The organism is Krasilnikovia cinnamomea, assembly GCF_004217545.1.
Classification (GTDB): domain Bacteria; phylum Actinomycetota; class Actinomycetes; order Mycobacteriales; family Micromonosporaceae; genus Actinoplanes; species Actinoplanes cinnamomeus.
On sequence record NZ_SHKY01000001.1, the window covers coordinates 4196705 to 4217500 of the forward strand.

General features: G+C 71.3%; 18 protein-coding genes. 8 read left to right on the forward strand and 10 right to left on the reverse strand.

From position 1 onward, the window contains the following. Nucleotides 1-6: 6 nt before the first annotated feature. From EV385_RS19075 to EV385_RS19105, 7 genes are all read right to left on the reverse strand, one after another. Nucleotides 7-270 (reverse strand): DUF1707 SHOCT-like domain-containing protein, encoded by a 264-nt coding sequence (locus EV385_RS19075; protein WP_130513417.1) that lies wholly within the window; start codon nucleotides 268-270, stop codon nucleotides 7-9. Nucleotides 271-315: 45 nt separating this feature from the next. Further along, nucleotides 316-1542 (reverse strand): ROK family transcriptional regulator, encoded by a 1227-nt coding sequence (locus EV385_RS19080; RefSeq protein ID WP_130510688.1) that lies wholly within the window; start codon nucleotides 1540-1542, stop codon nucleotides 316-318. A 31-nt stretch (nucleotides 1543-1573) separates the two neighbouring features. After that, on the reverse strand, nucleotides 1574-2833 hold the full coding sequence (locus EV385_RS19085; RefSeq protein ID WP_130510689.1) for a sugar ABC transporter permease: 1260 nt from the start codon (nucleotides 2831-2833) through the stop codon (nucleotides 1574-1576). Beyond that, nucleotides 2830-3633, reverse strand: coding sequence for an ATP-binding cassette domain-containing protein (locus EV385_RS19090; protein ID WP_130510690.1), 804 nt, complete (start codon nucleotides 3631-3633; stop codon nucleotides 2830-2832). Before EV385_RS19090 ends, EV385_RS19085 begins: the two co-directional genes overlap by 4 nt. Nucleotides 3634-3770: 137 nt before the next feature. Next, the gene (locus EV385_RS19095; protein ID WP_130510691.1) at nucleotides 3771-4877 is read right to left on the reverse strand and encodes a sugar ABC transporter substrate-binding protein; all 1107 of its coding nucleotides are present in this window, start codon (nucleotides 4875-4877) and stop codon (nucleotides 3771-3773) included. Nucleotides 4878-5272: 395 nt separating this feature from the next. Then, nucleotides 5273-5755 (reverse strand): Cys-tRNA(Pro) deacylase, encoded by a 483-nt coding sequence (gene ybaK, locus EV385_RS19100; RefSeq protein WP_130510692.1) that lies wholly within the window; start codon nucleotides 5753-5755, stop codon nucleotides 5273-5275. Between the two features lie 275 nt (nucleotides 5756-6030). Continuing rightward, nucleotides 6031-7206: a class I SAM-dependent methyltransferase gene (locus EV385_RS19105; protein ID WP_130510693.1), complete on the reverse strand. Its 1176-nt coding sequence runs from the start codon at nucleotides 7204-7206 to the stop codon at nucleotides 6031-6033. A 230-nt stretch (nucleotides 7207-7436) separates the two neighbouring features. On the opposite strand from EV385_RS19105, the gene groES reads away from it, so the two are divergent. From groES to EV385_RS19120, 3 genes are all read left to right on the forward strand, one after another. Then, entirely contained in the window at nucleotides 7437-7751 is a 315-nt protein-coding gene (gene groES, locus EV385_RS19110; protein ID WP_082771855.1) for a co-chaperone GroES, read from the forward strand. 71 nt (nucleotides 7752-7822) lie between these two features. Beyond that, nucleotides 7823-9463 carry a chaperonin GroEL gene (gene groL / locus EV385_RS19115; protein WP_130510694.1) on the forward strand — a complete coding sequence of 547 codons (1641 nt, stop codon included), beginning with the start codon at nucleotides 7823-7825 and terminating at the stop codon, nucleotides 9461-9463. 233 nt (nucleotides 9464-9696) lie between these two features. Next, nucleotides 9697-11283 carry a molybdopterin-dependent oxidoreductase gene (locus EV385_RS19120; RefSeq protein WP_130510695.1) on the forward strand — a complete coding sequence of 529 codons (1587 nt, stop codon included), beginning with the start codon at nucleotides 9697-9699 and terminating at the stop codon, nucleotides 11281-11283. Nucleotides 11284-11487: 204 nt separating this feature from the next. Here the strand turns inward: EV385_RS19120 and EV385_RS19125 are convergent, their stop codons facing one another. Then, nucleotides 11488-11877, reverse strand: coding sequence for a WhiB family transcriptional regulator (locus tag EV385_RS19125; RefSeq protein ID WP_130510696.1), 390 nt, complete (start codon nucleotides 11875-11877; stop codon nucleotides 11488-11490). Between the two features lie 231 nt (nucleotides 11878-12108). Between EV385_RS19125 and EV385_RS19130 the strand changes: the two genes are divergently transcribed. Then, nucleotides 12109-12960, forward strand: a complete 852-nt coding sequence (locus EV385_RS19130; RefSeq protein ID WP_130510697.1) for a response regulator transcription factor — start codon at nucleotides 12109-12111, stop codon at nucleotides 12958-12960. A 184-nt stretch (nucleotides 12961-13144) separates the two neighbouring features. Here the strand turns inward: EV385_RS19130 and EV385_RS19135 are convergent, their stop codons facing one another. Then, nucleotides 13145-13540 (reverse strand): DUF5319 domain-containing protein, encoded by a 396-nt coding sequence (locus EV385_RS19135; RefSeq protein ID WP_130510698.1) that lies wholly within the window; start codon nucleotides 13538-13540, stop codon nucleotides 13145-13147. A gap of 127 nt (nucleotides 13541-13667) precedes the next feature. On the opposite strand from EV385_RS19135, the gene guaB reads away from it, so the two are divergent. From guaB to EV385_RS19150, 3 genes are all read left to right on the forward strand, one after another. Then, nucleotides 13668-15155 carry an IMP dehydrogenase gene (gene guaB, locus EV385_RS19140; RefSeq protein WP_130510699.1) on the forward strand — a complete coding sequence of 496 codons (1488 nt, stop codon included), beginning with the start codon at nucleotides 13668-13670 and terminating at the stop codon, nucleotides 15153-15155. Between the two features lie 14 nt (nucleotides 15156-15169). Continuing rightward, nucleotides 15170-16288: a GuaB3 family IMP dehydrogenase-related protein gene (locus EV385_RS19145; protein ID WP_130510700.1), complete on the forward strand. Its 1119-nt coding sequence runs from the start codon at nucleotides 15170-15172 to the stop codon at nucleotides 16286-16288. 100 nt (nucleotides 16289-16388) lie between these two features. Continuing rightward, entirely contained in the window at nucleotides 16389-17819 is a 1431-nt protein-coding gene (locus EV385_RS19150; protein ID WP_130510701.1) for a M1 family metallopeptidase, read from the forward strand. Here EV385_RS19150 and EV385_RS19155 read toward each other — a convergent pair. Then, nucleotides 17816-18916 (reverse strand): LCP family protein, encoded by a 1101-nt coding sequence (locus EV385_RS19155; protein ID WP_130510702.1) that lies wholly within the window; start codon nucleotides 18914-18916, stop codon nucleotides 17816-17818. The two genes, EV385_RS19150 and EV385_RS19155, sit on opposite strands and share 4 nt — an antisense overlap. A gap of 116 nt (nucleotides 18917-19032) precedes the next feature. Between EV385_RS19155 and EV385_RS19160 the strand changes: the two genes are divergently transcribed. Beyond that, nucleotides 19033-20784 (forward strand): S8 family serine peptidase, encoded by a 1752-nt coding sequence (locus tag EV385_RS19160; protein ID WP_130510703.1) that lies wholly within the window; start codon nucleotides 19033-19035, stop codon nucleotides 20782-20784. Nucleotides 20785-20796 lie beyond the last annotated feature (12 nt).

The following is a 20796-nucleotide window of genomic DNA, read 5'->3' on the forward strand; positions in this document are numbered from 1 at the left end:
CGCGGCCTACCGCAGGGCGACGAAGACGCCCAGCATCACCAGGGTCAGGATCGCGACGGCGAACACCCACAACAGTTCCGGGCGCTGAGGCCCGTCGGCCACCGGCTCGGCGGGCAGGTCACGGACGACCGCGTCCAGGTCGGCGAGGGTACGCGCCTGCGTCACCACGTCGACCCGCTGCGCGAACTCGTCCAGGGTGAGCCGTCCCGCTCCGGTGTGCCGCTCCAGCGCGGCGACGATCCGCTGCCGATCCTCGTCGGACGCCCGCATCTCCACGACCGGCACTGTAGCCGCCTTCCGCGATCTCGGGGATGGCTAGATGAGGGGGTCTTCCAGGAGACGCTCGAAGGCCAGTTCGGCCCCGCCGATCAGGGCGGCGTCCTCGCCGAGCTCGGGCGTGCGCAGCCGCAGGTGCTCCCGGCAGGCGGGCAGCGCGACGGCGTTCAACCGGCTGCGGATCTGGGCGGCCGCGACCAGGTACACGTCGCGCAGCGTGCCGCCGAAGATGACCGCCTCGGGATTGAAGATGTTCACCAGGTTGCCCACGCCGAAGCCGAGCCAGTCGCCGACCTGGCGGACCGCCTGGCGCGCGATCCGGTCGCCGCGCCGGGCCGCGTCGACGACCTCCAGTACGGCCTCACTGCCCGACTGGTCCTCCCGGTGGGCCAGCCGCAGCAGGGCGTACTCGCCGATCTCCGTCTCCCAGCAGCCGCGTGACCCGCAGCTGCACGGGTGGCCCTGCGGGTTGACGACCATGTGGCCGACCTCGCCGCCGTAGCCGCCGTGCCCGGAGACCCGCCGGCCGCCCGCGATGATGCCGCCGCCGACGCCCACGTCGCCGTACAGATAAATGACGTTGTCGCAGCCGACGGCGGCGCCGCGGCTGTGTTCCACCAGCGCGGACACGTCCGCCGCGTTGCCGACCAGGAAGTGGCCCGCGTCGCCCGGATCGCCGTCGCCGAGCCCGCTGCCGAGCTCACTGCTCAGCTCGCCGCCCAGCTCCGTGCTGAGCGCGCCGGAGACGTTCTCGTCGACCCAGCCGATCGTCGGAGCGAGGCGGACCACGCCGTCGGCGCGGCGCACCATCCCGGCGATCGCCATCCCGCCACCGACGCAGCGGGCGTCGTCGCCGACGCCGCGGTGCATGTCGCGGATGAATCCGGCCAGCGGCTGCACCGCGTCGATCACCTGCATGCCGCGCGGCCGTTCGGCCTCGCGGCGGTCCAGGATGTGGCCGCCGAGCCCGACGCGGGCCGCGCGGATGCGGTCCACCTCGATGCTGATCGCGTACGCGTAGACCCGCGCCGACTCGGGCCGGACGACAAGCGAGGGTCGTCCGGCCCGGCCGGTTTCGCGCGGGGCTTCCTCACTGATCAGGCCGGCCGTGGCCAGCTCCGCCGTGAGGGCGCCGATGGTGCTGCGGTTGAGACCCAGCCGGCTGGTCAGTTCCGCTCGGGACGTGGCTCCGTGCACGTGTACGTACCGGAGCAGGGTCCCGAGGTTGTGCCGGCGGACCTCCTCCTGGCTGGGGCCGGCTCGCATCAGCGCGCCGCCCCCGTCCCCAGGATCGTGTTCATCGGTTGCCGGTGGCGGCCGCTCTGCGCCGGGACAGCGCATCGACGCTGGCCGCGGCCAGCAGCACCAGGCCGGTGAAGATGAACTTGGTGCCGGAGGTGAAGTTCATCAGGCCCATGCCGTTGTCGATGACGGCGATGACCGCGCCACCGAGCACGGCGTCGATGACCCGGCCCTTGCCGCCGAAGAGGCTGGTGCCACCGATGACGGCGGCCGCGACCGCGTACAGCAGCACGTTGCTGCCGCCGGAGCGCGGGTCGACCGAGCTGGCCCGGCTGGCGGCGATGATGCCGCCGATCGCGGCCATGAACGAGCAGATGACGAACACCGAGATCCGGATCCGGTCGGTCGGGATACCGGCGCGGCGCGCCGCCTCGGTGTTGCCGCCGACCGCGTACACGTGCCGGCCGTAGGTGGTGCGGCTCAGCACGAAGGTCCAGATGATCGCCGCGACCGCGATGAGCGGCACCACGATCGGCACACCCTTGAGGGAGTTGATCGCCGGGTTGATGGCCCGTTCCTGGGTGAGGATGGCGACTCCCGCGAACACCAGGATGGCGACGCCGACGACACGCAGGAGCACGATGCCCATCGGGTCGTGGACCAGCCCGCGGGAGACGCGACCGCGCACCTTGATCAGCTGGGTGGCGGCGTAGCCGGCCACGGCGACGACGGCCAGGATCCAGCTCATCGCGACCGACATGTTCTTGTTGGCCAGTGCCAGGACGAACGGGTCACGGATCGAGATGTTCGTGCCGCCACCGAGCAGCACCAGCAGCACACCCTGGAAGGCCAGGAAGGCGGCCAGCGTGACGACGAACGACGGGATGCCGACCTTCGACACCAGGAAGCCGATCATGAACCCGATGACCAGGCCGGCGACGAGCGCGACCGGGATCGCGGTGTACCAGCTCCAGCCGTGGTTGGAGAGCAGCACGGCCATCACCGCGCCACACACACCGCTGGTGTAGCCCGCGGACAGGTCGATCTCGCCGAGCAGCAGGACGAAGACCAGGCCCATCGCGATGAAGATGACCGAGGCGCCCTGCGAGAAGAGGTTCGAGAAGTTCAGCGCGCTGAGGAACGTCTCGGGCCGGGCGAAGCCGAAGATCAGGAACAGCACGACCAGGCCGAGGATGGCGGCGAGGCTGCCGATGTCGCCGCCGCGGACCCGCTGCCAGTAGCCCGTCAGATGGCTGCCGACGGTGGGCTGGACGACCTGGATGCCACCGGCGGTGGTTGTGGTGGTAGTGCTCATCGGTCGTCTCCCGGCGTGATGTCGACGAAGTCGGAGGGCTTCTCGGGCGGCAGGCCGATGTTGCCGCTACGCCCGGCGGTGATCAGTTCGACGACCTGGGAGTGGGTCACGTCGGTGGTCTTGACCTGGGCCGCCATCCGGCCGAGGTACAGCGCGGCGATCCGGTCGGCGACCGCGAAGACGTCGTTCATGTTGTGCGAGATGAGCACGACGCCGAGGCCGTTGTCGGCGAGCCGGCGGACCAGCTCCAGCACCTGAGCGGTCTGCGCGACACCGAGGGCGGCGGTCGGCTCGTCCAGGATGACGACCCGGCTGTTCCACAGCACGGCCTTGGCGATGGCCACGGTCTGCCGCTGGCCACCGGAGAGGCTGGAGACGTGCTGGCGCAGGGACTTCACCGTACGGACGGAGAGGCTCTTGAGCGTCTCGCCGGCCATCTGCTCCATCGTGGGCTCGTCCAGGACGACGCCCCGCTTCTTCTCGCGGCCGAGGAACATGTTCTGCACGATGTCCAGATTGTCGCAGAGCGCGAGGTCCTGGTACACGACCTCGATACCCAGCGCCGAGGCGTCGCGGGGGCTGTGGATCGCTACTTCCTTGCCGTCGAAGATGACCGATCCCGCATCGATCGAGTAGATGCCGCTGATGCATTTGACCATCGTCGACTTGCCGGCGCCGTTGTCGCCGACGAGTGCGGTGACCTCGCCGGGATAGACGTTCAAGGCGACGTCGTGCAGGACCTGTACGGGGCCGAAACTCTTGTCGACTCCGCGCAGCTCCAGAAGAGGTGTCGCGGCCACGGGTGGTTCTCCTTCGCTGGGTGACCGGGTGCGGGGCGGTGCGCCTGGCGGTGCGCTCCAGGGGGGTGGGAGCGACGCCCGGCGCCGCCCACGCTGGTGGGCGTGGGCGGCGCCGTCGTCAGCCGTTGCGGTTCAGGTCAGCTGATGCCGGCCTCGGTGCACAGCTTGGCGTACTCACCGGTGCAGAGCTGCTCCTTGGTCACGAAGCCGTCCGCGACAACGTCCTTGACGTTCTCCTTGGTGATGGACTTCGGGGTCAGCAGCACGGACTTGACCTCCTTCTTCGACTCCGGGTCGGTGACCGAGCCGGTGGCGGTGGTCGGCGCCTCGCCCTTGGCCAGCGAGATGGCGAGCGCGGCGGCCGCGTCGGCCTCCTGCTTGATCGCCTTGTAGACCGTCATGCACTGGTCGCCGACGAGGATGTTCTGCAGACCCTGGACGGTGGCGTCCTGGCCGGTGACCGGGACCTGGCCGTTCAGCTTGTTCTTCTTCAGCACCTGGATGGCCGCGTTACCGAGGCCGTCGTTGGCGGCGAGCACACCCTTGATGTTCTTGTTCTGGGTGAGCATCTGCTCGAAGATCGTGCCGGCCTGCGCGTTGTCCCAGTCCGGAACGGACTGGTCCGGGCCCTTGACGTACTCGCCCGAGTCGTACTTGGGCTTGAGCTGCGAGTCGTAGCCCTGCTTGAACAGCGTGGCGTTGTTGTCCGTCGGGGAGCCGTTCAGCTCGGCGACCACCGGCTTGGTGTACTTCTTGGCGGTCAGGCAGTCGATCAGGCCCTTGCCCTGCAGCTCGCCGACCTTCACGTTGTCGAAGCTGACGTAGTAGTCGGCGCCGCCGTTGAGGGTCAGACGGTCGTAGTCGATCGTCGCGATACCCGCGGCCTTGGCCTTGTCGAGCACGGCCTTACCGGTACCGGAGTCCAGGTTGACGATCATCAGAACCTTGACGCCGCTGGAGATCATGCCGTCCGCGATCGTCTGGAAGGCGGCCTTGTCGCCCTGGGCGTTCTGGATGTCGGCCTGTACGCCGGCCGCGTCGAACGCCGCCTTGAGGTACTTGGGGTCGTCGGTGCCCCACCGCTGCGAGCTCGCGGTGTCGGGCAGGATGACGCCGACCTTGCCGACCGACGAGGTGCCGCCGTTGCTGCCGGTGCCGGAGTCCTTGTCGTCGTTACCGCAGGCGGCCATGCTGCCGGTGGCCAGCAGGCCGACGGCGGCGAGGGCGAACAGTCCCTTACGCATTCCTGTGTTCCTTTCGGGGTGATCCGAGGCTTCTCGGACTCTGTGGGTGTGCGCTGCCCGGGAGTGTCGCTCCCCAGACGCCGTGGATCAGGAGCCGGTTTGTTGTGTCGGGCAACGTATTCCCGCTGTGCCGCATGGCACAAGATGTGGCGCGGCTCGATTTTGTTGTCCGCGATAACAATCCGGCAACGCGCCTGTGACACACGTGTGTTTGATCCACGAGCCCTGCGGCATGTCTGGCGATTCGCTACCGGAGATTGCCGATCGCTTGAGTTGCCCCACAAAGCGACGCTAGGTCACTCGCGGGTCCCAACTTGCCCGATCTCGGGTAAAAGATCGGGCTCGTGGGGTAACGGTGTCGTAACGGAAGCTTTTGCTGGGTGGGTATGTCCAGATCAGGTCCGTATTGCCGCGACTGTCGCGGCGGTCAGCCGGACCAGATCGGCGGGCTTGACCGAAACCTGAAGTCCCCGGCGGCCGGCGGAGATAACCATCTGATCAAGGTCCAGCGCAGAGTCGTCGACCACCGTGGGGAGCCTCCGCCGCTGCCCGAGCGGGCTGATCCCGCCCCGTACGTATCCGGTGCTGCGCTCGGCTACCGCGCGGTCCGCGAGCGTGGCGCGCTTGCCGCCGACCGCCGCGGCCAGAGCCTTGAGGTCCAGGTCGCCGGTCACCGGTACCACCGCGACGGTCAGCGCCCCGTCGACCTCGGCGATCAGCGTCTTGAACAGCCGATGCGGGTCGACACCGAGGGCCTGCGCCACCAGGGCGCCGTAGTCCGGCGCATCCGGCGAGACCTCGTACGGGTGCAACTCGTACGCCACGCGCTCGGCGCTCAGCAGCGCCGTCGCCGGGGTGCCCGCGCTCTTCTTGGCCACGCGCGAAGGCTAGCGTCCCGGGGCGCCCGGGCGACGGCGCGCCACGGTGTCTCCTCCGCTGCCCTCAGTGCTGGGGCGATGTCCGCCGTCCTCAGTGAGCCGATGTCCGCCGTCCTCAGTGAGCCGACGTCGACTGTCCTCAGTGCGCGCTGATCAGGCCTCGCCGATCCGCAGTGCAGCGCGCCGATCGGGGCCTCTTGGGTCCTCAGTGCGGCGTGTTGCCAGGGCTGGCTGGTCCTCAGTGCGGCGCGGTGGCTCGGCGGTGCGGCGCGGGATCACCGGGCCGCGCACAGCAGGGCCGTGGGCGCGTCGGCGATCCGGGTCAGCACCAGCGACGCCGCGTTCGGGCCGGACAGTCGCAGGTCCTGGCGCAGCCGTTCCGGTTCAAGCGCCGAGCCGCGCTTGCGGATCTCCAGCCGCCCGACGCCCCGCTCCCGCAGCAGCGTCCGCAGCCGCTTCAACGAGAACGGCAGCACGTCGGTCACCGCCAGCCGCCGCCCGAGCGGCGTGTCGACCGGGTCGTCGGTGTAGATGTACGCGATCCGGGGGTCGGCGAGGCGCCCGCCGATCCCGGCCGCGAACTCCGCGACCAGGTGGGCGCGGACCACCGCCGGGTCCGGGTCGTACAGGTACGGACCGACCGGGCCCACCGCGGCGGCCGCGCTCCCGGAGCCGGTCAGCGTGACCGGCTCCGCGCCCCGCAGCACGGTGGCCCGGCGCGGCACCGCCGCCAGCGGCCCGCACCAGAACGCGGCCTCGACCAGGTCGCCGTCGACGCTGACCCACTCGCCCTCGGCCCCCGGCGGCAGCAGGGCGTGGTCGATGCCCGGCGCCAGCTTCAGGACGGTACGCGGCACCCGGGCGGGCAGGCCGGCGACGAAGTCCCACGGGGGCGACCACGAGTCGGGGTTCATGGCCCGGCCACGGCCGGTGCGCCGCGCGGGATCGGCGAAGACCGCGTCCGCGCCCGCGAGGTCCACGGTCGTCGCGGAAGCGCAGGCGACCGTGACCAGCCCGTCCAGCCCGGCGGCGGCCGCGTTGGCCGCGGCGAGCGCGGCGGTCAGCGGGTCGGCGTCGACCGCGTACACGTGGATGCCCGCACGGGCCGCGGCCAGCGTGTCCGCGCCCAGCCCGCAGCCCAGATCGGTCAGGGTGGTGACCCCGGCGGCGCGCAGCCGGGCCGCCCGCCGGTCGGCGACCACCGCGCGGGTGGCCTGCTCCAGGCCGGCCCGGGTGAAGAACATCGTGGCGGCTGCCGCGCCGAACTTGGCGGCGGCGCGGCGCCGCAGCTCCGCCTGGGTGAGCGCGGCGGCGGCCAGCGGCGGGGGCACCCCGCGGGCGCGCAGCCGCGCGGCGGCGGCGAGGGGGTCGGCGCCGGACACCTCGGCGGCGGCCGCCAGGGCGGCCGCCCCCTCGGGGGTACGCAGTGCTGCCAGCAGTTCCAGGTCCACGGGAGTCATTCTCGCGGGTGGGGCGTGTTGGCACTCTCCTTGACGGAGTGCCAGTACCGGCATAATCTCCGATTAGCACTCTCACCACGAGGGTGCCAGCCGCGCGGACCCGCCGGGGCCGCGCGACTAGCGCCAGGCGGACCGGCACCCGCGACGACGGCCCCGCCCGGTGGCATGAGGCATCCGGCCGGCCAGTTGGTCGGCGACGACACCAAGTACCCCAGGAGGGTATGCCCGTGACTACCGCGACGAAGGTTGCGATCAAGCCGCTCGAGGACCGCATCGTGGTCCAGGCGAACGAGGCTGAGACGACCACGGCGTCGGGCATCGTGATCCCCGACACCGCCAAGGAGAAGCCGCAGGAGGGCACCGTCCTCGCTGTCGGCCCCGGCCGCATCGACGACAAGGGCAACCGGATCCCGGTTGACGTCAAGGTCGGCGAGACGGTCCTGTACTCGAAGTACGGCGGCACCGAGGTCAAGTACGCCGGCGAGGAGTACCTGGTGCTCTCCGCCCGCGACGTCCTCGCGGTCATCGAGAAGTGACCTACTGACAGTGCTGACCGCCTCGGTCCGGTGTACCGGACCGGGGCGGTGGTGCGTGAAGGGACCTATACATGGCGAAGATCCTCAGTTTCTCTGACGACGCCCGGCACCTGCTGGAGCACGGCGTCAACACGCTCGCCGACACGGTCAAGGTCACCCTGGGCCCGCGGGGCCGCAACGTCGTCCTCGACAAGAAGTTCGGCGCGCCCACGATCACCAACGACGGCGTCACCATCGCCAAGGAGATCGAGCTCAGCGACCCGTACCAGAACCTCGGGGCCCAGCTGGTCAAGGAGGTGGCGACCAAGACCAACGACGTCGCCGGCGACGGGACCACCACGGCCACCGTGCTCGCTCAGGCACTCGTCCGCGAGGGTCTGCGCAACGTGACCGCGGGCGCCAACCCGATCGCGCTCAAGCGGGGCATGGACGCGGCCGCCGAGGCGGTCTCCAAGGCCCTGCTCGACAAGGCCGTGGCGGTCGCCGACCACAAGGCGATCGCGAACGTGGCCACCATCTCGGCACAGGACGCCACGATCGGCGAGCTCATCGCCCAGGCGATGGACCGCGTCGGCCGCGACGGCGTCATCACGGTCGAGGAAGGCTCGGCGCTGAGCACCGAGCTGGAGGTCACCGAGGGCCTGCAGTTCGACAAGGGCTTCATCTCGCCGAACTTCGTGACCGACCCCGAGTCGCAGGAAGCCGTGCTGGAGGACGCGTACCTCCTCATCAGCACGCAGAAGATCGCCAGCATCGAGGAGCTGCTGCCGCTGCTGGAGAAGGTCGTCCAGTCCGGCAAGCCGCTGCTCATCATCGCCGAGGACGTCGAGGGACAGGCACTGTCCACCCTGGTCGTCAACGCGCTGCGCAAGACCGTCAAGGTCGTGGCCGTCAAGGCTCCCGGCTTCGGCGACCGGCGCAAGGCGATGCTGCAGGACCTGGCGATCGCGACCGGTGGCGAGCTCGTCGCCCCCGAGCTGGGCTACAAGCTGGACCAGGTCACGCTGGAGATGCTGGGCACCGCCCGGCGCGTCGTGGTCGACAAGGAGAACACCACGATCGTCGACGGCGGCGGCCAGAAGTCCGAGGTGGAGGACCGCGTCGCGCAGATCCGCAAGGAGATCGAGGCGTCGGACTCCGACTGGGACAAGGAGAAGCTGTCCGAGCGGCTGGCCAAGCTCTCCGGCGGCGTGGCGGTCATCAAGGTCGGCGCCGCGACCGAGGTCGAGATGAAGGAGCGCAAGCACCGCATCGAGGACGCCATCGCGGCGACCAAGGCGGCGGTCGAGGAGGGCACCGTCCCCGGTGGCGGCGCTTCGCTCGCCCAGATCACCTCGGTGCTCGACGGCAGCCTCGGCCTGTCCGGCGAGGAGGCCAGCGGTGTGGCGATCGTCCGCAAGGCGCTCGTCGAGCCGCTGCGCTGGATCGCGCAGAACGCGGGCCACGACGGCTACGTGGTGGTCGGCAAGGTCAGCGACCTCGACTGGGGTCACGGCCTCGACGCGGCCGCCGACACGTACGTGGACCTGGCCGCGACCGGCATCATCGACCCGGTGAAGGTGACCCGCAACGCGGTCTCCAACGCCGTCTCGATCGCCGGGCTGCTGCTCACCACGGAGAGCCTCGTGGTGGAGAAGCCGAAGGACCCGGAGCCCGCCGCGGCGGGCGGCCATGGCCACGGCCACGGCCACCAGCACGGCCCGGGCTTCTGACCCGGATTCAGTTCCACGGAGAGGCGCGCCGGCACCCGGCGCGCCTTTTCCATACCCACCCGCCCCATTGCGCGGCCTCGGCTTGTTGCGCGATGCCGTTTTGTGCCGCCTTGGCTCGTTCCGTCCGCTGCCGGACCTCGATGAGTTCTGGTTAGCGCCGCACCCGAACTCCTCAAGATCTGCGGCCGGCCGGCTGTGCCGGGGGTGGGCCGTGACGGGGGCAGGATAGGGGAGTGAAGCTCTCCGTCCGGGCCGGGCTGGCCGGTGTCGCGGCGGCCGCGGTCGCCCTCGGTGCCGCCGAGGTCGTTGCGGTGGCGACCGGTCCGCTGTCCGCGCCGCTGCTGGCTGTCGGTGGAGTCGTCGTCGACACCGTGCCGGGCCCGGTCAAGAACGCCGCCGTCGCGGTCTTCGGCGTCCACGACAAGACCGCCCTGATCACCGGTACCGCGCTGCTGCTCGCCGCCTACGCCTACGGGGTGGGTGTGCTGGCGCTGCGATCGTGGCGCTGGGCGCTCGCCGGCATAGCTTTGTTCGGCGCGATCGGCGTGGCCGCAGCGGTGACCCGACACGACGCTGGCCCCGGCGCGGCGCTGCCCGCACTGATCGGCGCGGCGGTGGCGGCGTTGGTGCTCCGCCTGCTGCTCGCCCAGGCGGTCGAGCCGGGTTCGGCCACGGCGGGCGTGGCTGGTGCCGTCTCAGCGGACGGCCCTGGGGGGCATGGCCCGGGCGATGAGGACGTGACCGATGAGCCGCAGCCGTGGGCGGGGCGGCGGCGGTTCCTGCGGGGGCTGGGGATAGCGGCCGCGTTGGCCGCGGTCACCGGCGTCGCCGGCCGACTGCTGACCGGCCGCCGCGCGGTGACCGCTGCGCGAAACGCCGTGGTGCTGCCCACCCCGGTGTCACCGGCCCGCCCGGTTCCCGCCGCCGCCCAGGTCCGCGGTGTCACGCCGTACGTCTCGACGAATGAGGACTTCTACCGGATCGACACCGCGCTGTATCCGCCGCAGGTGGACCCGGCGGCGTGGCAACTGCGGGTACACGGGATGGTGCGCAACCCGATCACGCTGACCTGGGCGGACCTGCTGCGCCGCCCGATGATCGAGCGGTACGTGACGCTGGCCTGTGTCTCCAACGAGGTGGGTGGCGACCTGATCGGCAACGCCCGCTGGCTGGGCACCCCGGTCAAGGCCCTGCTCGACGAGGCCGACCCGCTGCCGGGCGCCGACCAGGTGGTGCAGCGTTCCGTGGACGGGTGGACCTGCGGCAGCCCCACGGCGGTGCTGCGCGACGGGCGCGACGCCCTGCTGGCGATCGGCATGAACGGCCGCCCGCTGCCCGTCGAGCACGGCTTCCCGGTGCGCCTGGTGGTCCCGGGCCTGTACGGCTACGTCTCCGCCTGCAAATGGGTGGTGGAGCTGGAGCTGACCCGGTTCGCGGACTTCGACGCGTACTGGGTGCCGCGCGGGTGGGCGCAGCAGGCGCCGATCAAGACCCAGTCGCGCATCGACACTCCGCGGGACGGGGCGAAGCGCCCGGCCGGGCCGCTGGTGGTGGCCGGCGTCGCGTGGGCGCAGCACCGCGGCATCGCGAAGGTCGAGGTGCAGCTCGACGGGGGAGCGTGGCAGGTCGCCACGTTGGCCGACACGGTCTCGGCGGACACCTGGCGGCAGTGGTTCCTGCCGTGGACGGTCACCCCGGGCCGGCACACCCTGCGGGTACGGGCGACCGACACCACCGGCGGCACGCAGCCGAGCACTCCCGCCCCGCCGGAGCCCGACGGCGCCACCGGCTGGCACAGCGTGACGTTCACCGTCGAGTAGTCCGGGGCCGGATGGCACACGTGGCCGTCACCGTCCAGTAACCCGAAAGCCGCACTTTGCGTCCGACTTGGGCCCCGAATTCGCTCGTACGGTGGCTTGCATGTCCACCGGTGCGGTTGAAGAGCCGCTCAACACATCGGCGTGGCCCCCGTCCGGGAGCCTCGCCGGGAACTGTGCCGAAATGCCGCGCATCGTCGCGCGGCGTCAGGCCGCGGGCGCCCGCCGTTGCGTCGGTACGGCCGTCTTGTGGGGCCCGCCGAGGCGTGCCTCGAGCCGAGCAAGGTCCACCCGTCCGTGACGCCGGTCGGCCAGGTCGTCCCAGCCGACCGCCAGCAGCCGCAGCCGTTCGGTCTCGCTGAAACCTCCCCAGACTCCGTACGGTTCCCGGACCGCGAGGGCATGGGCCGCGCACTCGGCGCGTACCGGGCAGGCCCGGCACATGGCCTTGGCGTTGGCCTCCCGGCGGTTGCGCGACGATCCGCGTTCGCCGTCCGGGTGGAAGAACTGGGCGCTGTCACGCCCGCGGCATCGGCCGAGTCGCTGCCAGTCCCACAAATCGGCGATGGCACCGGGCAGCCTGCGAAGGTTCGACATCAACACCCTCCTCCCGCGCGGCACCGCGGAGTGTGGTTCGTTCCGGGCCGGTCACTGGCCTACGGCCGGTGTACCCCGGGGGTACCCACCTCACACCCGTCGTGTCGATGTCTTCCCCAGCCGTATCCCATCGCTGCCGCAAGCCATGGGGATCTTTCCCGTTTTTTCCATCTAAAGCGCGTAATGCTGCGGCCGTTGCGTGATCTCCTCTGAGAGAGAAGGAGGATCACTGTGCGTACCGTCCTCGTGTGCGTCCGAACCCCGCTGGCGGCCCAGACCGTCGCGTCCACCGCGGCCCGGCTCGGCATGACCGGGGTCGTCCGGACCGCCGTCAGCGAGACCGAGGCCATGATCCGACTGGCCGAGCGGCCCGCAGAGATCGTCCTGGCCGATACCGCCGTGACCCGGCCGGACAGCGTCGGGTTCACCCGCCGCGTCCTCGCCCGCGCCCCGCAGGCGCAGGTCGTACTGTTCGGAGCCGAAGACCCACGGGTCGCCGCGGCGGCCGTCGCCGCGGGCGCCCGCGGCGTCATCCGCGGCGTCGAACACGACCTGGTCAGCGTGGTCGCCAAGGCCCTGCTGCTCCTGCTGCTACCGGTACGCCCGCAGGGCGGCATGCCGATCAACAGCGCGAACGCCCAGCCGGCAGGAGTCGCGGGCGCCGCCCGGAACAACAACTCGCCCGCCTCCCGTGGCATGCACCGCGACGGCATGGGCATGGGCGCGGGCAACGGCGGGCCCATCCCCGCGATGCTGCCCAACTCGCCGATGGTGCCCGTGCAGCGCGGCGACGGACCGCTGGACCCGGCGACCGGGCGGCCCGCCGGCTGGCCCGCCAACGAGGGTTCGCCGGTCGGGGTCGCCGAGGCCGCACCGGCGGGCCGGCGCCTCACCCTCACCGAGCGTGAGCTGCAGGTGCTGCGCGGCATGGCCGACGGCAAGAGCAACGCGGAGATCGGCCGCGAGCTGTTCGTCTCGGAGGACACGGTCAAGACCCACGCCCGCCGCCTGTTCCGCAAGCTGGGCGCGCGGGACCGGGCCCACGCCGTCGCCGCCGGCTTCCGCGCGGGACTGGTCGCCTAACCCCGCAAAGGCACCACCGGACCGGCATCGCGGGGCAGGGCCACGGATACCACCCCTCCCCCCGCGATCGCCGCCGGTGAGTTGTGGGTGGAAAGGGTGGCTGCGGTGTGTGCAGTCACCCTTTCCACCCACAACTCAGCGGTGCACAAGGCGATCGCCGCGGAGCGAAGCGGAGCCAGCCAGCTCAGTCGTCGTCCGTACCTTCGGCGAGGGTGTCGTGTACCCCGTCGGCGTAGCCGCGGGCGTACTCCCAGGTGACGTAGTGATCGGGATCCGGGTCGTAGGCCGGCTCGTGTACCCGGGGGCGGCCGCTGCTGAGCAGGTGGCGCAGGTTGCCGCGGAGCAGATCCCAGTCGAAGTAGTGCGGCTCGTGGCAGTCCTCGCACTCGATGACCAGCCCGCGGATGCCCGTCGGACTCAGTAGCGCCTGGTAGATCTCCAGGTCAGAGAGGTCCTCGAGCACGTCCTGGCGTTCAGACTCGGTCAGCGGGTCGTTCTCGGCCTCGTCGGTGACGTCGTCGAGGCCCGCCGCCGGGTCGGCGGGGTCGCCGTTGAACGGGTCGATCGGTTCTTCCTGCACGTGTTCACCGTACCTAGTCCGGGGCGCTGTGTGGTGGGCCGCACGGGCTGTCCGGCGAGATGGACGGGCCCGGGCCATGGGTAGGATGGAACCTTCCACCAGCGTCGAGCACCACCGGGGATGATTCGTGGACACAGACTCCGCCCGCACCGTACCTCTGGGTCTCACCTTCGACGATGTTCTGTTGCAACCAGGCGAGTCCGACGTCGTGCCGAGCCGGGTCAACACGATCACCCGCCTGACCCGCAACGTCGAGCTCTCCATCCCGCTGCTGTCCAGCGCGATGGACACCGTCACCGAGGCGCGGATGGCGATCGCCATGGCCCGCCAGGGCGGTATCGGCGTGCTGCACCGCAATCTCTCGCTGGAGGACCAGGCGACGCAGGTCGACCTGGTGAAGCGGTCCGAGTCCGGCATGATCACCAACCCGATCACCTGCAGCCCCGAGGACACGCTGCGCGAGGTGGACGCGCTCTGCGGCAAGTACCGCATCTCCGGGGCGCCCGTGGTCGACGGCGACGGGACGCTGGTCGGCATCGTCACCAACCGCGACATGCGCTTCGTCACCGACCACTCGGTCAAGGTCCGCGACGTCATGACGAAGATGCCGCTGGTCACCGCCCCGGTGGGGGTCAGCAAGGACGAGGCGCTGTCCCTGCTGCAACAGCACAAGGTCGAGAAGCTGCCGCTGGTCGACGGCGTCGGCCGCCTGCGCGGCCTGATCACGGTCAAGGACTTCACCAAGAGCGAGCAGTACCCGAACGCCGCCAAGGACCCGCAGGGTCGGCTGCGCGTGGCCGCGGCCGTCGGCGTGGGCGAGGACGCGTACAAGCGGGCCCGGGCGCTGGTGGACGCGGGTGTCGACGTCGTGATCGTGGATACCGCGCACGGTCACCAGCGGGCGGTGCTGGAGATGGTCGCCCGGGTCAAGAAGGACACCACGGTCGATGTGGTCGGCGGCAACATCGCCACGTACGCGGGGGCCAAGGCGCTGGTCGACGCCGGTGCCGACGCGGTCAAGGTCGGGGTGGGCCCCGGCGCGATCTGCACCACCAGGGTGGTCGCAGGGGTCGGCGTCCCCCAGATCACCGCGATCATGGAGGCCGCCCGGGCCTGCGCCCCGGCCGGGGTGCCGGTGATCGCCGACGGCGGCGTGCAGTACTCCGGCGACATCGCCAAGGCGATCGTCGCGGGTGCCGAGACGGTCATGCTCGGCAGCCTGCTGGCCGGGTGCGAGGAGAGCCCCGGCGATCTGATCTTCATCAACGGCAAGCAGTTCAAGCAGTACCGGGGCATGGGCTCGCTCGGCGCGATGCAGTCGCGCGGACAGGCCAAGTCGTATTCCAAGGACCGCTACTTCCAGCAGGACGTCAACGAGGACAAGTTGGTCCCCGAGGGCGTCGAGGGCCAGGTTCCGTACCGTGGGCCGCTGTCGCGGGTGGCGCACCAGCTCATCGGTGGCCTGCGCGCGTCCATGGGCTACGTCGGTGCCGAGACCATTCCCGACCTGCAGCAGCGTGGGCAGCTCATCCGGATCACGGCGGCCGGGCTCAAGGAGAGCCACCCGCACGACATCCAGATGACCGTCGAAGCCCCCAACTACCACTCGCGTTAAATAGAGGAACAGACATGCGTGACGTCGTGGAGATCGGTCTCGGGAAGACCGCCCAGCGCGGCTACCACCTCGACGACATCGCGATCGTGCCCAGCCGGCGCACCCGCGACGTCGACGACGTGTCCACCGAGTGGCGGGTCGACGCGTACCCGTTCAAGATCCCCTGTGTCGCGCACCCGTCGGACGCGACCATGAGCCCGGACGCGGCGATCGCCCTGGGCCGCCTCGGCGGCCTGGGCGTGCTCAACGCCGAGGGCCTGTGGACCCGGTACGAGGATCCCACCAAGATCCTCGAGGAGCTGGCCTCGCTGGACGCCGACGCCGACGCCACCAAGCGGCTCCAGGAGGTGTACGCGGAGCCGATCCGCCCGGAGCTGCTCGCCGAGCGGGTCCGCGCCATGCGCGACGGCGGGGTGACCGTCGCCGTGCGGGTCTCGCCGCAGCACACCCTGGCGCTGGCCCCGGTGGTCCTCGACGCCGGTGTCGACCTGCTGGTCATCCAGGGCACCCTGGTGTCGGCCGAGCACGTGTCGACCACGGACGAGCCGCTCAACCTCAAGGAGTTCATCGCCGACCTCGACCTGCCGGTGATCGTCGGCGGCTGCACGGACTACAAGACCGCGCTGCACCTGATGCGCACCGGCGCGGCCGGGGTCATCGTGGGCATTGGCGCGGACGAGTGGTCGACCACGGACACCGTGCTCGGCATCCGGGTGCCGATGGCCACGGCGATCGCGGACGCGGCGGCGGCCCGCCGCGACTACCTGGACGAGACCGGCGGCCGGTACGTGCACCTCATCGCGGACGGCGGCATCTCCACCTCGGGCGACATCGCCAAGGCCATCGGCTGCGGGGCGGACGCGGTCATGCTGGGCGAGCCGTTGTCGCTGGCCGAGGGCGCCCCGGCGGGCGGGGCGTGGTGGCACTCGGCGGCCAGTCACCCCAGCCTGCCCCGGGGCGGCTTCTGCATCGCGGGCGAGCCGGACGGCACCCTGGAGGAGATTCTCTACGGCCCCGCCGACCGCCCGGACGGGCAGCTCAACCTCTTCGGCGGGCTGCGGCGGGCCATGGCCAAGTGCGGCTACCGTGACCTCAAGGAGTTCCAGAAGGTCGCGCTGGTCCTCGACCGCTGACACCCGCGGCCGGTGCGGCCGGGCGATCCTGAACGGATACCCAGCATGCGGATACGCAGCCGTTATGCCTGGGTTGCGCCGGATCAGTAGATTTGTGCTCATGAAACGGGGACTTGCGGCCGGTATCGCGATCGTCATCGCGGCCGGTGGCTGCACCAGCGGGCGGAACTCCAGCGCCGATCGCCCATCGGCCCAAGCGTCGAGCCGGGCGCCGAGCTTCAGTCCGGGCGCCCCCGGCGCCGGTGACCCGTACTTCCCGACGTACGGAAACGGCGGGTACGACGTCGGCGGGTACGACCTCGCGCTGCGCTTCGACCCCGGCACCGGCCGGTTGAGCGGCACCGCCACGATCACCGCCACGGCCACCCAGGACCTGTCCCGCTTCAACCTCGACCTGGCCCACCTCACCGCCTCCGAGGTGACCGTGGACGGGCGCGGGGCCACCAGCCAGGCCGAGGGCAACGAACTCGTCGTCACCCCGGCCGTCGGGCTGCTCAAGGACCGCCCGTTCACCGTGGTGGTGCGCTACGCCGGGGTGCCGCAGCCGCTGGCCAACGAGGCGCTCGGCGAGGGCGGCTGGTTCCGCACCGCCGACGGCGCGTTCGCGGTGGGCCAGCCCGAGTCGGCCAGCACCTGGTTCCCGGTCAACGACCATCCGTCGGACAAGGCGACGTTCAAGCTGGCCATGACCGTGCCGGACGGGCTGGAGGTGCTCAGCAACGGGGTGCCGGGGCGGCGCACCAACGCGGCCGGGTGGACGACCTGGACCTGGTCGGAGGGCGCGCCGATGGCCAGCTACCTCGCCACGGTGGCGATCGGGCAGTACCGGATCACCACCGGCACCCACGACGGGAAGCCGATGATCGTGGCGGTGCCCGCTTCGATGCCCGCCGGCGACCCCGCGGCGAAGTCGCTGGCCCGCACCGGTGAGGTGACGGACTTCCTCGCGACCCAGTTCGGGCCGTACCCGTTCGACGCGAACGGCGGGGTGGTGGTCGCCGACGACCGGCTCGACTTCGCGCTGGAGACCCAGACCCGCCCGGTCTACGGCGACACCTGGTTCGACGACGGCGAAAACACCAGCGTGGTCGCGCACGAGCTGGGCCACCAGTGGTACGGCAACAGCCTCGCCCTGGAACGCTGGCAGGACATCTGGCTCAACGAGGGGTTCGCCACGTACGCGGAGTGGCTGTGGCGCGAGCACGAGGGCCAGGCCACCGTGGCGGAGAGCTTCGACCGCACGTACACAAAGTTCAAGGACTGGTCCCAGCCCACCGGCAAGCCGGGCCCGGACGGGATCTTCGACGCCGCGGTCTACGAGCGTGGGGCCATGACCCTGTACGCGCTGCGCCGCGCGATGGGCGACACCGCGTTCGCCGGGCTGCTCAAGACGTGGGCGGCGCAGCAGCGCGACGGCAACGTCACCACGACCGAGTTCATCGCGGCCGCGCAACAGGCGGCTGGTGGCACCGACCTGGATCCGGTGTTCCAGGCGTGGCTGTTCGGCACCACCAAGCCGCCGCGTCCCTAGCGGTGGATCAGGTCCGGGTGCTTGGTGAGGTACGGGCCGACCTGGTCGGCGGTGACCGCCTTGAGGAAGCCCCGGCCCTCCGGAAGCAGCTGTTCGCCGAGGTAGCGGCCGCCGCTGCCGACCGAGTCGCCGGGCAGCCCGACCAGGGTCAGCTGGTCCGGCTTGAGGTTGCTCAGCGCGCTCGCGTACTCCAGCGGGGTCTTGCCGCCCACGTAGACCAGGCTGTCCCCGAGCGCGGTGAGCAGCGCCTGCAGCTTGGCGGGGTCGGTTCCGACGCCGGTGTCCAGCGCCTTGGTGAGCAGGGCCCGGACGAGCTGCCGCTGGTGGCGCCCCCGGTCGTAGTCGCCGCCCTTGAGGCCGTACCGCTGGCGGGCGTAGTCGATCGCCTGCCAGCCGACCAGGTTCTGCGTGCCGGGCTTGTACACGGCCTGCGGGCCGACGTACCCGCCGCCACCGCGCTGCAGGGTACGCAGGCCGCCGTCCGGGCGGCGGTGGATCGAGACGACCTTCTGGTCGATCGTCAGGGTGACCCCGCCGAGCGCGTCGGTGAGCTTCTCCAGCCCGCCGAAGGTGAGGACCGCCCCGGCGTGGAAGGTCTTGATCCCGGTGTACGCGGAGATCGTCTTGGCCAGTAGCTCGTACCCCTGCTGGACGTTGGCCTTGTCGCTGCCGGGTACCCGCGCGCCCCGGCTCATCGCCTCGGTGATCTTGTAGCGGCCGCCCTTGAAGCCGGACTTCGGGAACGCCGGGATGTCGACCCGCAGGTCGCGGGGGAGCGAGTACAGGTAGCCGTGGTCGAGGCCACGTTCGAGGTGCAGCAGCATGATCGTGTCGGAGTGCGGCTGCCAGTCCTTGACGCTGACCCGGGTGTCGACCCCGAGCAGCAGCAGGTCGAGGGGTCCGGTGATCCCGGCACCGGGCTCCGGTGCCGAGGCTGAGGGGGCGGCGGTCGCGGGGGCGGAGGGGGGCGCGGACGCCGGGGCGGCGGCCGCACCGCTGCCCGCCGTGCGGGTGTGCAGCGCGTACGCGACACCCCCACCGGCCAGCACCAGGAACGCCACCACGGCCGCCGTCCAGATCATCTGCTGTTTACGCACAGCGCGAAGATAGCTCGCAACTCAAACGCCACCGATCCGCTCCTCGGCTACTGGAATCTCCGCCGACGGTGGGGATGCCGGTCACTTGGCCGGCGTTTCGCGTGGAGGTACGTGGAATGCGGGCTGGCGTTGCGACGTTGGCGTTGGGCCTGGCGGCCGGTGGTCTGATCGTGACGGGCGCCCCGGCGCGCGCCGACGTGGGGGTCCCGGCGGTCTCTCTGATCGTCGGTCTGCGTACCCCGGACGCGGGGGCGACGGCCGCGGGCGCCGCGGCGATCGCGAGCACCCAGGCGGACGTGGTGGGCAGGCTCGACGAGCGGGTCGACGTCGTCGACGCCGCACCGCTGGCCGACGCGGTCACCGTGGAGGTCCCCGCCGACCAGGCCGCCGCGGCCACCGCCGCGCTGCGCGGTGACCCGGCGGTCCGCTACGTCGAGCCGGACCACGTCGCGCACGCGGCGGCGGTCCCGAACGATCCCGGGTACTCGTACCAGTGGGGGGTGCGCAAGACCCGCGTCAGCACCGCCTGGTCGACCACCCACGGTTCCAGCAGCGTGGTGATCGCCGTGGTCGACACCGGGGTGAGCCGGACCCCCGATCTGACCGGGCGCGTGCTGGCCGGCTACGACTTCGTCAACAACGACAGCAACGCCGCCGACGACAACGGGCACGGCACGCTCGTGGCGGGCGTGGCCGCCGCGGCCGGCAACGACGCCGAGGGCATCGCGGGCGTCTGCTGGACCTGCAAGGTCCTGCCGGTCAAGGTGCTGGACCGCAACGGCACCGGTGACTACAGCGACATCGCCAAGGGCATCCGGTGGGCCGCCGACCACGGCGCCGACGTGATCAACCTGTCGCTCAGCGGCACGGCCGACAGCCAGCTGCTGCGCGACGCGGTCACGTACGCGATGGGCAAGGGTGCTCTCGTGGTGGCGGCGGCGGGCAACGACGGCGAGAAGTCCCGGCACTTCCCGGCGGCGATCTCGGCGGTGCTGTCGGTGGGCGCCTCGACGTCGGCGGACACCCGCTACTCATGGTCGAACTACGGCGGCTGGGTGGACGTCGCCGCGCCCGGCTGCAACCCGGCGCAGGCGAAGGACGGTTCGATCGTCGTGTTCTGCGGCACCTCCTCGAGCTCCCCGATGGTCGCGGGTATCGCGGCGTTGCTGGCGGGCAGCGGCACCCCCGCGACCCCCGTCAAGATCCGTTCCGTGCTGAGCGCGTCGGCCCGGCAGCTCACCACGACCTGGCTGACGTGGGGCCGCGTCGACGCGGCGACCGCGCTGGCCGCCCTGCCGGACCGCACGGCGCCGCAGGTGTCGTTCCGCACGCCGGCGGCCTCCGCCCTGGTCGGCGGCACCGTCAGCGTCGGCGCCACGGCCACCGACAGCGCCGCCGTCAGCCGGGTCCAGCTGCTGCTCAACGACACCGTGGTGGCCTCGGACGTCACCGCCCCGTACGTGTTGCGCTGGAAGTCGGCCCCCCGCAACGGCAAGACCACCCTGGTGCTGCGGGTGTACGACCGGGCGGGCAACGCCGCGACGGCGCGCCGTACGGTGCTGGTCGACAGCAGCGGCCCGGCGGTGACCGTGACGAAGGCCCCGGCGAACCGCACCCGCCACATCCGCGGCACGAAGTACGTCACCGCGCAGGCGAGCGACGCGCACGGCGTCGCGCGCCTGGAACTGGTGGTCGACGGCAAGGTCACCCAGCGGTACGCGGTGCCCACCCCGGCGCCCGGCTCCGTCGCCCGGCACAGGTTCAAGGTCAAGACCTGGAAGCACGGCAGGTCCATGACGGTACGGGTCCGCGCCTACGACTCGCTGGGCAACCTGCGCTCCGCCCCGGCCCGGAAGTGGTACCGCTGACGCCGGTAAACT

Bases quoted from the DNA above. Each gene is read 5' to 3' on its own strand.
- EV385_RS19075 (WP_130513417.1), bottom strand. From the start codon at position 270: ATGCGGGCGTCCGACGAGGATCGGCAGCGGATCGTCGCCGCGCTGGAG.
- EV385_RS19080 (WP_130510688.1), bottom strand. From the start codon at position 1,542: ATGCGAGCCGGCCCCAGCCAGGAGGAGGTCCGCCGGCACAACCTCGGG.
- EV385_RS19085 (WP_130510689.1), bottom strand. From the start codon at position 2,833: ATGAGCACTACCACCACAACCACCGCCGGTGGCATCCAGGTCGTCCAG.
- EV385_RS19095 (WP_130510691.1), bottom strand. From the start codon at position 4,877: ATGCGTAAGGGACTGTTCGCCCTCGCCGCCGTCGGCCTGCTGGCCACC.
- groES (WP_082771855.1), top strand. From the start codon at position 7,437: ATGCCCGTGACTACCGCGACGAAGGTTGCGATCAAGCCGCTCGAGGAC.
- groL (WP_130510694.1), top strand. From the start codon at position 7,823: ATGGCGAAGATCCTCAGTTTCTCTGACGACGCCCGGCACCTGCTGGAG.
- EV385_RS19125 (WP_130510696.1), bottom strand. From the start codon at position 11,877: ATGTCGAACCTTCGCAGGCTGCCCGGTGCCATCGCCGATTTGTGGGAC.
- EV385_RS19145 (WP_130510700.1), top strand. From the start codon at position 15,170: ATGCGTGACGTCGTGGAGATCGGTCTCGGGAAGACCGCCCAGCGCGGC.
- EV385_RS19150 (WP_130510701.1), top strand. From the start codon at position 16,389: ATGAAACGGGGACTTGCGGCCGGTATCGCGATCGTCATCGCGGCCGGT.
- EV385_RS19160 (WP_130510703.1), top strand. From the start codon at position 19,033: ATGCGGGCTGGCGTTGCGACGTTGGCGTTGGGCCTGGCGGCCGGTGGT.